This window comes from Faecalimonas sp. LCP19S3_D12 (assembly GCF_052121495.1).
Classification (GTDB): Bacteria; Bacillota; Clostridia; order Lachnospirales; family Lachnospiraceae; genus Faecalimonas.
In genome coordinates, this window is the sequence record NZ_JBQKED010000015.1 from 15,703 (window position 1) to 28,285 (window position 12,583).

Consider the following 12,583-nt stretch of genomic DNA (forward strand, 5'->3'; position numbering starts at 1 on the left):
ATGCTAAAAACGAAGAAATATCAATTTTGGTTTTGCACAGGGTCACAGGATCTGTATGGAGAGGAATGTCTGGAACATGTAGCAGAGCATTCACGCATTATCGTAGATAATTTAAATCAATCGGGAAATCTTCCATATGAGGTAGTGTGGAAACCGACATTAATCACAAATGAACTGATTCGGAAGACATTTAATGACGCAAATATGGATGAAAATTGCGCAGGGGTGATTACATGGATGCACACATTTTCACCTGCAAAATCATGGATTTTAGGACTTCAGGAATATAGAAAACCATTGCTTCATCTGCATACACAGTTTAATCAGGAGATTCCGTATGATAGCATTGACATGGATTTCATGAATGAAAATCAATCGGCGCATGGAGACAGAGAGTATGGACATATCTTCAGTCGCCTTGGAATGGAACGAAAAGTCGTAATGGGATATTGGGCCGATGAAAATGTGCAAAAGAGAATTGGTTCATGGATGAGAACAGCAGTAGGTGTTATTGAAAGTAGTCATATCCGTGTGATGCGTATTGCAGACAACATGCGAAATGTTGCAGTAACAGAAGGAGATAAGGTTGAAGCACAGATAAAATTTGGCTGGGAAATAGATGCTTATCCGGTAAACGAAATCACAGAGATGGTTGACAGTATTTCAAAAGGAGATATTGATACACTTGTAGAAGAGTATTATAATAAATACGAGATTATTTTGGAAAGACGTGATGAAAAGGAATTTCGCGAGCATGTGAAAGTACAGGCAGGAATTGAGATTGGATTTGAGCGTTTTTTAGAAGAAAAGAATTACCATGCTATTGTGACTCATTTCGGAGATTTGGGCGGATTAAAACAACTTCCGGGACTTGCAATTCAGCGCTTGATGGAAAAAGGCTACGGCTTTGGCGCAGAAGGGGATTGGAAGACAGCGGCAATGGTACGTGTTATGAAGATTATGACAGAAGGAATGAAAGAAACAAAAGGAACTTCTTTTATGGAAGATTATACTTACAATTTAGTACCTGGAAAAGAAGGAATTTTACAGTCACATATGCTTGAAGTTTGTCCAACAATTGCAGAGGGAAAGATTTGTATAAAAGAGCAGCCTCTTTCTATGGGAGACAGAGAAGACCCTGCAAGACTTGTGTTTACCGCAAAGACAGGTCCGGCAATTGCAACATCATTGATTGATCTTGGTGAGCGTTTCCGCTTGATTATCAATGATGTGGACTGTAAAAAAGTAGAAAAGCCAATGCCGAAACTTCCGGTCGCAACTGCATTTTGGACACCGCGTCCAAATCTGCAGACAGGAACAGAGGCATGGATTTTGGCTGGAGGTGCACATCATACTGCATTTTCTTATGATTTGACAGCGGAACAGATGGGAGATTGGGCAGCAGCAATGGGAATTGAGGCGGTCTATATTGATCAGGATACAAGGATTCGCCAGTTTAAAAATGAATTGTTGTGGAATAGTGCTGTGTACCGGAAATGATATTTGTTTGGAGGGAAAATAGATGGGCAATGTAAAAGAGACAATTGAAAGTGGAAAGGCAGTGCTTGGAATAGAATTTGGTTCGACAAGAATTAAAGCAGTTTTGATTGATGAGGAACATGTGCCAATCGCATCTGGGGATTACTCGTGGGAGAATCGTTTAGATAATGGAATTTGGACTTATACTTTGGAGGATATCTGGACGGGGCTTCGCGAAAGTTATGCAAAAATGGCAGAGGATGTCAAAGAAAAATACAAAGTAACGATTAAACAGCTTGGGGCGATTGGTTTTAGTGCAATGATGCACGGTTATATGGCATTTGATCATGAAGGAAATCTGCTTGTGCCGTTTAGAACATGGAGAAATGGAATCACAGAGCAGGCGGCAGAAGCGTTGACAGAATTATTTCAATATAATATTCCGCAAAGATGGAGCATTGCACACTTGTATCAGGCAATTTTAAATAAAGAAGAACATGTGAAAAAAGTGGAATTTTTTACAACACTTTCAGGATATATTCACTGGAAATTAACCGGGCAGAAAGTACTTGGCGTAGGAGATGCATCAGGAATGTTTCCAATTGATCCAAATACGAAAAATTATGATGAGGGAATGATTCAGAAGTTTGATACACTTATGGAAGGAGAAGGATTTTCCTGGAAAATAGAAGAGATTTTGCCAAAAGTGTTACAGGCTGGAGAACGAGCTGGGATGTTGACACAGGAAGGTGCGAGACTTCTGGATATAAGCGGAAATTTGGAATCAGGTATTTTGCTTTGTCCACCAGAGGGTGATGCCGGAACCGGAATGGTAGCGACAAACAGTGTGCGAAAAAGAACAGGAAATGTATCTGCGGGAACATCTGTTTTTGGAATGGTTGTATTAGAAAAAGAGCTGGAAAGGGTGTATCCGGAGATTGATCTTGTGACAACACCAGATGGCAGTCTTGTCGGAATGGTTCATGCAAATAACTGTACATCAGACTTGAATGCATGGGTGGGACTCTTTCGAGAATTTGCAGAAAGTTTTGGCATAAAAGTAGATATGGACAGTCTGTTTGGGACATTGTATCGGAAAGCCTTGGAGGGAGATGACGATTGTGGCGGTCTGCTCTCCTACGGATATTTTTCAGGAGAAAATATCACTGGAGTGGCAGAGGGAAGACCGTTATTTGTGCGTTCGCCAAAGAGCAATTTTAATTTGTCAAACTTTATGAGAGTACATTTATTTACATCACTTAGTGCATTAAAAATTGGTATGGATATTATGATGAAAGAGGAACATGTTGAAATAGATACAATTTTAGGACATGGAGGACTTTTTAAGACCAAAGGAGTAGGACAGAAAATTCTTGCGGCGGCTATCAATGCTCCAGTATCGGTCATGGAGACTGCGGGAGAAGGAGGTCCATGGGGAATGGCATTGCTTGCTGCTTATATGATTCAGAAGGAAGAACAAGAAAGTCTTGGGGATTATCTTAGCAAAAAGGTATTTTCAGGAAATGCAGGAGTCAGCATGGAACCGGACGCAAAAGATGTGGAAGGATTTGAGCGCTTCATTGAAAGATATAAAGATGGAATTGCTATTGAGCAGTCTGCATTAAAAAATTTAGTATGAGGAGGAAGGCATGATGTTAGAACAATTGAAAAAAGAAGTATATGAGGCAAATATGCTGCTTCCAAAATACGGATTAGTAACATTTACCTGGGGCAATGTCAGTGGAATTGATAGAGAAAAAGGGTTGTTTGTCATTAAACCGAGTGGAGTAGAGTATGATTTGCTGACACCGGAAGATATGGTGGTCGTGGATTTAGATGGAAATAGAGTAGAAGGAAGATACAACCCTTCTTCGGACACGGCAACACATGTTGTACTGTATAATCGATTTCCTGATATTGGCGGAATCGTTCATACACATTCTTCATGGGCAACGAGCTGGGCACAGGCAGGGCGCGGTATTCCATGTTACGGAACAACTCACGCTGATTATCTATATGGTGAAGTTCCGTGTGTGAGAAATTTGACAGAAGAAGAGATTGCAGAGGCCTATGAGAAAAATACAGGAGTTTTAATCGCAGATGAGTTTGAGCGAATGAAGATTGATTATGTGGCGACCCCAGCAGTACTTTGCAAGAATCATGGACCATTTACTTGGGGGAAAAGTGCAAACGAAGCTGTCCACAATGCAGTGGTGCTGGAAGAAGTAGCAAAAATGGCGGCTAGATGTGAGAGGTTGAATTCACAAAATACGCCGGCTCCGCAAGAACTTCAGGATAAACATTACTATAGAAAACATGGGGCGAATGCTTACTATGGTCAGGTGGAGAAATAAATACGTTATGAAATAGCCTATATCTTCTCTGGTATTGTATGAAGTACGAATTTGTTTTTATGGAATTCCAATATGCCCTCGTCACGCATCTTTCCAAGTTCTTTCGATAGGGCGCTGCGATCCAGATTGAGATAGTCGGCAAGTCCCTGACGGTCAAACGGAATTTGGAATGTTGTACTTTTGGCTTTTGCCGCTTCTGTAGAAAGATAGATAAAGAGACGACTGCGAACGGTTTTAGGAGTAGTGCAGAAAATACGTCTGGAAAGTATTAGATTTTTTTGCACAGAAATATAGAGAATATTCTGCATGATTTTAGCACTCCAGCTCTCTTTATCTTGAACCTGTTTCAGAGGCGCCATATTTAGAAAGAGAATATCAGCAGCTTCCGCAGTGACTGCGTCAACCATCATCGGTTCCTGACAGAGCGCGTAGGATTCGGCGAATACCTGTCCTGCCGAAATATTGCTTAAAATACTTTTGTTGCCCCACAGATCAATATTTTCAATATTGACACTTCCGCTTAAGACGATGCCGATTTCATGGATATGTTCTCCGGTGTGAAAGATAATAGTATTTTTTGCAAAGTGCTGTGTGCGCATGCAGCCAAGATCCAGCATGTGCATCCACTCATTTTCCGTAATGCCCTGAAATAAAACTGATTCAATTTTTTTCATAAAATCCTCATTTCCGTGGTTATAACCACTGAATTATTGGCTTGATTATATTATACTCAGGTTACAAATGCAAGGAGGAAAAAATATGATTCGAAGAATTATTGAGATTGATGAAGATAAATGTAATGGGTGCGGAGCTTGTGCAGCGGCTTGTCATGAAGGAGCAATCGGTATGGTAGATGGGAAAGCGAAACTTCTTCGTGATGATTATTGTGATGGACTTGGAGACTGTCTTCCGACATGTCCGACAGGGGCAATCCGTTTTGTGGAACGAGAAGCGGCAGCGTATGATGAACAGGCCGTTTTGGAAAATCAGAAAAAAGCAGGAAAAGCACCACAGCAGTTTAGTGGCTGTCCAGGACAGCGTATGAGAGAGCTGAAACGTGCGACAACAAATGAAGAAGCAGCACCGGCAGTAAGCCAGCCGTCACAGCTTGCACAATGGCCATGTCAAATCAAGCTTGTGCCAGTAAATGCACCTTATTTTCAGGGGGCAAAATTGCTGATTGCAGCGGACTGCACGGCTTATGCTTACGCTAATGTGCATCAGGAATTTATGCGAGGAAAGGTGACAATTATCGGATGTCCAAAACTGGATGATGTCGATTATAGCGAGAAGCTAACACAGATTTTGGAGAATAATGATATCAAAAGTGTCACAATACTTCGTATGGAAGTTCCATGCTGCGGTGGTCTTGGGATGGCTGCGAAAAAAGCGCTTAAGGAAAGTGGAAAGTTTATTCCATGGCAAGTTGTCACGATTTCGATTGATGGGAAAATATTAGATTAAGAGCAATTTGAAATGTTATTGGGAGTAGTGTTTTAACAAAAAAGCTGATAAAATAGGTATCTCAGATGAATGAGGTATCTATTTTTTTGTAACAGTTCAGTAAACTCGAGCTGTTATGACTGAACTGTTACAGATTGGAAGGAAAGGAAGGAAAAAATGGAAATCAGGCAGGCAAAGCTGGCGGATGTGCCAAGCATTATGAAGATATATGAAAAAGCAAGGGTATTTATGGAGAACAGTGGGAATCCTACACAATGGGCGGTTGGCTATCCGGGGCAGCAGCTAGTTGAAAAGGATATTATAGAAAAAAATTGTTACATCTGTGAGGAACAGGGAAAAGTTGTAGGTGTGTTTTCGTTTATAGTGGGAGAGGACCCGACATATCAGAAAATCGAACATGGTGCATGGCACAGCACAGAAACATATGGAACAATACACAGACTTGCATCAGATGGACAGGCAAAGGGGATTGCAAAAATTTGTTTTGATTTTTGCAAAACAAAATGCCGTTATCTTAGGATTGACACGCATCAGGATAATAAACCAATGCAGGCGGCAATCCTGAAATACGGATTTCAAAAATGCGGAATTATTCACGTAGCAAATGGCAGCGAAAGGATTGCGTTTGATATTTCGTTTGATTGAAAAAAGATTCACTGCATGATATGATATTTAGGATTAGAAATATGGGAACGGAACCATATATAGAGACAAAGGACAAATATCTATGAGTATAAAAAACAGAATTCCAAAGGAGTTTTATAAATTATTTAACAGTAAGTACGTCGAGTATTTTCAGCGGATTTTGATTGCACTTTATGAGCAGTCGGCAAGTTCGTATTCATTGCTTGGACTTACAGAAGAGGAATGTCAGGACACGATCGAGATGGAGATTTCTACATTTACGATGGATTTTAGTCAAAGTGACCTGGAGGAAGAGGGAGAACTTCTCACGCGGGCGAATATGGCGTCAGTGATGCTTCGAAAGCTGGAAGAGTGGGGATGGCTCCGAAAGGATTATGACGAATCTCTGAACTGCTATGTCGTTTCATTTCCGGATTACAGCCAGATGTTCACAGAATTATTTGGCAGGCTATATAATGAAGAAAGCAGTATGGAGCGTGAGAGTCTGTTGACCATATACAGCCATCTGTTTACATACCACTCTTCAAAAGAAAAGGACAATGAGATTTTGAAAAGTGCGCTGCAGTCTTCGAAGGCATTGCTTCAGATGCTCTCGAATATGCAAGAAGGAATTCGTGGATTTTTTGAGGAAATGACGAAGCAGAAGACATTTCTTGGAATTCAGGAAGTGCTTGTGCAGGAAATGAATAATACAGATAGCCAGAAGTATGCGATTTTGACGACGACGGATAGTTTTTACCGGTATAAAGAAGAGGTGAAAGAGCTTATTGATCAGAATCTGATGGGAAATGAGGCTAGAAAGCAGGAGTTGCTTCAGAGGAGAAAAGAGCTGGAGGCAGATTCTTTTGCGTGGAGAAGAAATGAACGTGGAGTACAGAGCTGCGATGAGGCAATGGAGATCTTGTTTCAGATCAATCGAGAGTTTGACGGGATTGAGCGCAGATACAATCGTCTCATTGATCAAAAGAGAGTATTTGCAAAACGTGCGGCGGCTCGTATCCGATATATTTTGGCGGAGGGTGATGTGGAGGAAGACCACACAAAAGCGCTGATCAGGCTATTAAATATGAGCGACCGAAAAGATGAGATATTGAAAAAACTTGGTGAACGTATGGGCATGACAGAGCGTTTTGCAGTGCTGAAAGAGAGGAGCTTTGCAAAACCGAGAGATGCGAAAAAGAAAGCGTTTGAACCACAGGAACTTGTAAAGACGGGACAAAGTGAGGAACAGTTGGATGAGTTTGTTGTAAAACCATTATATACAAAGGCACAGATTCGGGAATTTCGCAGACAAAATGAGGTGGATGGAGCATTTCAGGTGACAAAAGATACCGTTCACACAGTGGAAGATTTAGAGAAGCTTTTATTTGTATGGCAGGAATCCACTGAGATTGCGCAAGAGACAGAAGAGATTGTGATCAGAGAGGAATTTACGACAGAGGAAGGCTTGCAGTATTCAGGATTTACAATCAGGAGGAAGTAATATGGAACAATATTTAGAAAGTTTATCTGTGACGGAAGCAGAAAAATTAAAGAAGACTATCTTGAGTCTGTTTCGCCAGACGTGTATTTTGCAGGAAAAATATGACCCAGTTACACTGGTTCCAAGTGACAATGAGCAGTTTGCAATATGCAGAACACATCGCAACTTTATTGAAAACTATCTTTCGGTTCTCGGATGTGAATTGCTGTATGATTCACAGGAGCGCATTTTCAGGCTTGTCGGAGAAGGCGTGGAGGCGGAGGTCTTGTCGAAGGAGACAACGGTTATTGTTCTGCTCATAAAGATGATCTATCGGGATAAGATCATGGGAAAGGGACTTGCCGCGACGGTGACGAATTTAGAAGAAATCAGAGAGTACGGGAAGAATACGAATCTTTTGAATCAGAAACTTCCGGACGGTGAATGGAAGAGCGCTTTGGCGATTATGAAAAAGCATCAGATTGTGGAGTATCCGGGGGCGCTTCGTGATCTTGAGGACGATACACCGATTTATATTTACAGCACGATTAATTTATATTGCAGTTCGGCGTTGATTAACGAGCTGATTGAGGCGTACAGAGAGGAGAATGCAGAGGATGAAGCAGGCAAAGAAGATATTTACACGAATTTTGATGAATAACTGGGGCGGCATTGACCATCAGGTACTTTGTCTGAATGAATATGTGAATCTGTTCAGCGGAAAAAGCGGTTCCGGAAAATCATCTGTGATGGATGCCATGCAGGTCGTGTTATATGGAAGTGTCGGAAATGATTTCCTCAACAGAGCGGCAGATGACAGCGCTAATAAAAGAAGTGTGTTAAGCTATTTGCGCGGAGAGCAAAAAGATGGTACGGCGAACCGTGAGAATCAGGATTTTTATGCCCATATTGTCTTGGAGATACAGGATACAGGGCGGAAAAGTTACACATGTATCGGAGCAGTTTTCGAAGTCGGAAAAAATGATATGGACCTGAAACGGTTCCGTTTTTTCAGCCATGCCGGAAAATTTCCGGAAGATGAGTATGTCACTGTGTCTGGAATTCCGTATTCAATTGCACAGATTCAGAAACTGGTCCATGAAAGAGAACAGTCAGAAGATGCGAAAAGCAGAGGAAATATCAACCGGATCTATCCGTCCAGAGAAGCGTATCTGAACATCGTAAATGATATTATTTTCGGGTATGTAGATGCAGGTCGGTTTAAAACAATGCAAAAAAGTGCGATCGCGCTTCGCATGACAAAGGGAACGAGTCAGTTTATCAAAGACTATATGTTTCCGAAGAGCAAGGAAGATACGATCACTGCAATCAGTGAACAGCTTGCGGCTTACCGGGAGATAAAAGAGCGGGTCGAAGATTTGGAAAAACAGATTACCCTCTTAGAGAAGGTGCAGGCACATGACAGAAAGCTTACGCTTGCAAAGGCAGAGCAGGTAAAGACAGAAACGCTTTTACGGATTTTGGAGATTGAAAACAGGCGGGTACAACTTTTGTCAAAGACGGAGGAGTTCTCAAATACATGTGAGAAAATCGCGCAATTCGAAGAACAGATAAAAGATCTCGAGATGACATTGAATGGAAAACGAGAAGAACTGATTGGGGTGCGCACGGAACTTCGTGCCAGTGATTTTGAGAAAAAGAAAGAAGACCTTACAAAATTGCAGGAGACAATCCGTCTGTGCGGAAATGAGGCAAGAGAGTGGGGAGAATTGCTCAAGCGACTGAATCGTTGGAATGAGACAGACGGAGTCTGCGAGTATGTCAGTAACCCGCTTTGCAATCTTCTGGAAGAAATCGAAGAGAGAAATATCACAGAAGAGAATGTGAACGGACTGAAAAAGCGACTGAAGGAAACGTATGAGAGTATCAAATCTGAGGTGGAAGAGCTGAAGGCAGAGCGACGACGTGTGGAAGCGGACTATCAGGAACAGAAAGAGATGCTTGAGGATTTGCAAAATGACAAAAAGCATTATTCCAAAGAAGTGAAAGTAGTCAGGAGAAAACTGCAGGAAGAATTGTCGGCAAGATACGGCAGAACCATATCGGTTGAAGTGTTTGCAGATTTGTTCGACATTACAGACGAGGCATGGCGAAATGCAATTGAGGGAAGACTTGGAAGAATCAAATACGGTCTTATTGTGGAGCCAAGATATGCTTTAGATGCAGCGAATATTTTCCGGGGGATGAAGAAGCGAGAATACGAGACGGTGGATTTGATCAACACGGCAGCAATACAGCGGGATGAGCCGCAGGCGATGGATGAGACGCTGTATGATGCGGTAAAGACGGACATTCCATATGTAGATTTTTGCCTGAAACGTTATCTTGGACATATCAAAAAATGTGAGACTGTGGAAGAACTGCACGAGGTCAAAGACGGTGTTACTCAGGATTGCTATTCATACAGCAATTATATGTTCCGACATTTGCGGGAGAAAGATTACAGATATCAGACAATCGGCAGAAAGGTTTCCAAAAAGCAGATGCAGGAACTGGAGGAAGGCGTATACAGGCTGAATGTGGAACTGATTCGTCTTGGCGGGGAAATCTCAGAGCTTGAGCAAGCGGAGGATTTTGAGCGTCTGCAGACATATGATTACGAGACCATGCTGCAGAAATCTAATGCGGCAAGCCGGCTGAAAGAGTACTACGAAGAAGAGGCGCGTCTGTCGGAAGAAATCCGAGAGCTTCAGGCAGGTACAAGAGTTGCAGAGCTTCAGAAACAGGAACAGAGTCTGAATGAGTCCATTCGAAAGCTGGAACAAGAGAAAAATGGGGTACAGAAAGAGGTGACAAATTATTCGGCGACAAAAGGAAAGCAGGAACAGGATATAAAGGAACGCACAGAATACCTAGAGAAGCTTGAGGAAGGATTTGTACCGAATGCAGAACTGAAAGAGACCGTTCTTGCGGTCATTGACAAAGGAAATGAATACCGTTTTGAGAGAGAGCAGAAAAAGACATTCGAACAGCTGCGCTCACAGGAAGAGGAGGAATTTAAGCAAAGAGGAGATGCGAGAGAGCAATTCAATAAAGCATTTCCATCGTATGATTTCAGTCCGTTCGAGAAAGATAATACCGCCTATGATGAGTTGTTGGAAAACTGTAAGCAGAATTTTGAGCCGAAGTACAAGGCGGAGTTTGACAAACAGTATCAGCTTATCTATCAGATGCTGCGGGAAAATGTGATTGCGACAATCAACAGTGAGATTAAAGAAGCAAAACGACACCGCCGAGAGATCAATGCGATGCTTTCTGAAATCCGTTTTTCCGACAGTATTTATCAGATTGACATTTTGCCGACTGACGATGAAAACCGACAGTTTTATGAGATGCTGACGGCGGAGGAACTGAACATGAAAGTGATCGACCGGGACATGGAAGGACAGTTAAGTTTTGGTGAGGATGCCTTTTATCAAAAATACGAGGCGCAGATTAAACGCCTGACTGACAAATTCATGCCGCCGAAGGAGGACGAGCCTTCTGCGAGAGAAAGACATAAACGAGATATGGAAAAATATGCAGATTACCGCACATATTTGAAATTCAGCATGTACGAGCAGACCGAGGATCAGGACGGAAATATAAAAAAGAATTACGTGGATGATATGGCTGGGCGTGATTCCGGGGGAGAAGGACAGAATCCGAAATATGTGGCGCTGCTGGCGGGATTTGCTATGCTCTATCATCAACAGACGAACCGTGACACCAAAATACGTCTTGTACTTTTGGATGAAGCATTTTCCAAGATGGATAAGGAGCGAAGCGAAGTATGTCTTGCATATGCGCGCAAACTGGGACTCCAGCTTGTCGTGTGTGTGCCGGATGAGAGACTGCAGTCACTTGTACAGAACGTGGACTGCGTGTACGCATTCCGAAGAGCCAACAATCGGATTTCGATGATTCATATTGACAAAGGGGCATATTTGCGGATGATAGAGGGAGAAGCAGATGAAGAAGAAAACAGTGACGCTGTCACAGTGGCTCATCGAACAGAATGATACCGAAGCATATCGTGCAGGAAAACTTGCAGGGAAGAAACATCCGAAAGTAGACCAAAAGCTGATTGATGCGGTCGGGGGGATGCAAAACCTTATCCGTCAGGCAAGAGTGCTTGAACAGGATGAGGCACTTGGAAAAAGCGCGATGATTCAATTTCGGTGGCGTAATTTAGGAAGTGACATCTCACAGATTGATTATGAGGTTGCCGCGATTCCATTGCTTTGCAGACAGCTTGGTGTGAAAGATGTTCGGAAACACCAAGCGGAGTTGATAACACGGGTACAAATGTGGAAAAATAAGGTCAGCGAGTGCGAGTGGGTGGAAAACTATTATGATACGCTTTTGAGCAGGCTTACACTTGGCAAAAAAGTCTCAGAAGCGGAAGATGAGAAATTGTTTTTGTGTCTGAACGCGGTGGCGGCACAACAGGAATTTATTTGGGAGCGTGTGTTCAGCGCCAGAGTGTTTCACAATTCGAAGACATTTCAGAACAAATATAAGAACAGCATTGTTACGATTTTGAAAAATTATTCTCCGTACTACGAGGAGGAAATAGACGCAGAGACGCTTCTGGCAGCACATAATATCCACTCCTACGCGCAGACACTGGAGTGGAAAGGCTGTCTTGAATATAGGTTGGATAATGGTAATGTTGTGGATACGGACGAAAACACCTATGGAACAGTGATTAATTCCCAGACGATGGAACACGCCAGTGTGACAGATCTTTCCGGATGCAAACGGATTATGACAATTGAAAATAAGGCAAATTACGAGAGTATGATTTTCTCAGAAGGAACGTTGTACATTTATTGTCATGGGTATTTCACGCCAAAAGAAGTAAGATTTTTAAAGAAAATCCCGGAGCTTGCTGACGCAGACTGCGAGTTTTTACACTGGGGAGATATGGATTACGGCGGAATCAGTATTTTTCAGTTCATCAAAAAGAATGTATTTCCAGAGTTGAAGCCTTATAAAATGGACCGAACCGCTTTTGAGGAAGCTTTGAAAGACGGTGCGGGCATTGTGCTGGAACATGAGACAAGGAAGAAACTGGAAGCGAAAGATGCTGGTTTGTTGGAAGAGTTGAAACAGGTGATTTTAGAGACAGGAAAGACGATAGAGCAGGAGCTGGTGAGAGGGAAATAGGATGCAA

10 protein-coding genes are annotated in these 12,583 nt (G+C 42.3%); 9 read left to right on the plus strand and 1 reads right to left on the minus strand.

Annotated features, from left to right (window positions below; all coding sequences use genetic code 11):
- From araA to ACTQXY_RS06190, 3 genes are read left to right on the plus strand one after another with little or no spacing between them, the layout of a single operon-like run.
- On the plus strand, positions 1-1,500 hold the full coding sequence (gene araA, locus ACTQXY_RS06180; RefSeq protein ID WP_441658759.1) for an L-arabinose isomerase: 1,500 nt from the start codon (positions 1-3) through the stop codon (positions 1,498-1,500).
- A gap of 22 nt (positions 1,501-1,522) precedes the next feature.
- Positions 1,523-3,118, plus strand: a complete 1,596-nt coding sequence (locus tag ACTQXY_RS06185; RefSeq protein WP_441658760.1) for an FGGY-family carbohydrate kinase — start codon at positions 1,523-1,525, stop codon at positions 3,116-3,118.
- A gap of 13 nt (positions 3,119-3,131) precedes the next feature.
- The gene (locus ACTQXY_RS06190) at positions 3,132-3,833 is read left to right on the plus strand and encodes an L-ribulose-5-phosphate 4-epimerase AraD (RefSeq protein ID WP_441658792.1); all 702 of its coding nucleotides are present in this window, start codon (positions 3,132-3,134) and stop codon (positions 3,831-3,833) included.
- A gap of 17 nt (positions 3,834-3,850) precedes the next feature.
- Here ACTQXY_RS06190 and ACTQXY_RS06195 read toward each other — a convergent pair whose 3' ends face one another.
- Entirely contained in the window at positions 3,851-4,507 is a 657-nt protein-coding gene (locus tag ACTQXY_RS06195) for a Crp/Fnr family transcriptional regulator (RefSeq protein WP_441658761.1), read from the minus strand.
- Between the two features lie 85 nt (positions 4,508-4,592).
- Between ACTQXY_RS06195 and ACTQXY_RS06200 the strand changes: the two genes are divergently transcribed.
- From ACTQXY_RS06200 to ACTQXY_RS06225, 6 genes are all read left to right on the plus strand, one after another.
- The gene (locus ACTQXY_RS06200) at positions 4,593-5,297 is read left to right on the plus strand and encodes a 4Fe-4S dicluster domain-containing protein (protein WP_441658762.1); all 705 of its coding nucleotides are present in this window, start codon (positions 4,593-4,595) and stop codon (positions 5,295-5,297) included.
- A 156-nt stretch (positions 5,298-5,453) separates the two neighbouring features.
- On the plus strand, positions 5,454-5,942 hold the full coding sequence (locus ACTQXY_RS06205; protein WP_441658763.1) for a GNAT family N-acetyltransferase: 489 nt from the start codon (positions 5,454-5,456) through the stop codon (positions 5,940-5,942).
- 82 nt (positions 5,943-6,024) lie between these two features.
- Entirely contained in the window at positions 6,025-7,425 is a 1,401-nt protein-coding gene (locus ACTQXY_RS06210; RefSeq protein WP_441658764.1) for a Wadjet anti-phage system protein JetA family protein, read from the plus strand.
- A 1-nt stretch (position 7,426) separates the two neighbouring features.
- Positions 7,427-8,065, plus strand: a complete 639-nt coding sequence (locus ACTQXY_RS06215; RefSeq protein WP_441658765.1) for a DUF4194 domain-containing protein — start codon at positions 7,427-7,429, stop codon at positions 8,063-8,065.
- Positions 8,022-11,426 (plus strand): SbcC/MukB-like Walker B domain-containing protein, encoded by a 3,405-nt coding sequence (locus ACTQXY_RS06220; protein WP_441658766.1) that lies wholly within the window; start codon positions 8,022-8,024, stop codon positions 11,424-11,426. Before ACTQXY_RS06215 ends, ACTQXY_RS06220 begins: the two co-directional genes overlap by 44 nt.
- The gene (locus tag ACTQXY_RS06225) at positions 11,377-12,576 is read left to right on the plus strand and encodes a Wadjet anti-phage system protein JetD domain-containing protein (RefSeq protein ID WP_441658767.1); all 1,200 of its coding nucleotides are present in this window, start codon (positions 11,377-11,379) and stop codon (positions 12,574-12,576) included. Before ACTQXY_RS06220 ends, ACTQXY_RS06225 begins: the two co-directional genes overlap by 50 nt.
- Positions 12,577-12,583 lie beyond the last annotated feature (7 nt).

Coding starts and splice junctions, on each gene's coding strand:
- ACTQXY_RS06205 (WP_441658763.1), top strand. CDS start 5,454: ATGGAAATCAGGCAGGCAAAGCTGGCGGATGTGCCAAGCATTATGAAG.
- ACTQXY_RS06200 (WP_441658762.1), top strand. CDS start 4,593: ATGATTCGAAGAATTATTGAGATTGATGAAGATAAATGTAATGGGTGC.
- ACTQXY_RS06195 (WP_441658761.1), bottom strand. CDS start 4,507: ATGAAAAAAATTGAATCAGTTTTATTTCAGGGCATTACGGAAAATGAG.
- araA (WP_441658759.1), top strand. CDS start 1: ATGCTAAAAACGAAGAAATATCAATTTTGGTTTTGCACAGGGTCACAG.
- ACTQXY_RS06220 (WP_441658766.1), top strand. CDS start 8,022: ATGAAGCAGGCAAAGAAGATATTTACACGAATTTTGATGAATAACTGG.
- ACTQXY_RS06185 (WP_441658760.1), top strand. CDS start 1,523: ATGGGCAATGTAAAAGAGACAATTGAAAGTGGAAAGGCAGTGCTTGGA.
- ACTQXY_RS06225 (WP_441658767.1), top strand. CDS start 11,377: ATGAAGAAGAAAACAGTGACGCTGTCACAGTGGCTCATCGAACAGAAT.
- ACTQXY_RS06190 (WP_441658792.1), top strand. CDS start 3,132: ATGTTAGAACAATTGAAAAAAGAAGTATATGAGGCAAATATGCTGCTT.
- ACTQXY_RS06210 (WP_441658764.1), top strand. CDS start 6,025: ATGAGTATAAAAAACAGAATTCCAAAGGAGTTTTATAAATTATTTAAC.
- ACTQXY_RS06215 (WP_441658765.1), top strand. CDS start 7,427: ATGGAACAATATTTAGAAAGTTTATCTGTGACGGAAGCAGAAAAATTA.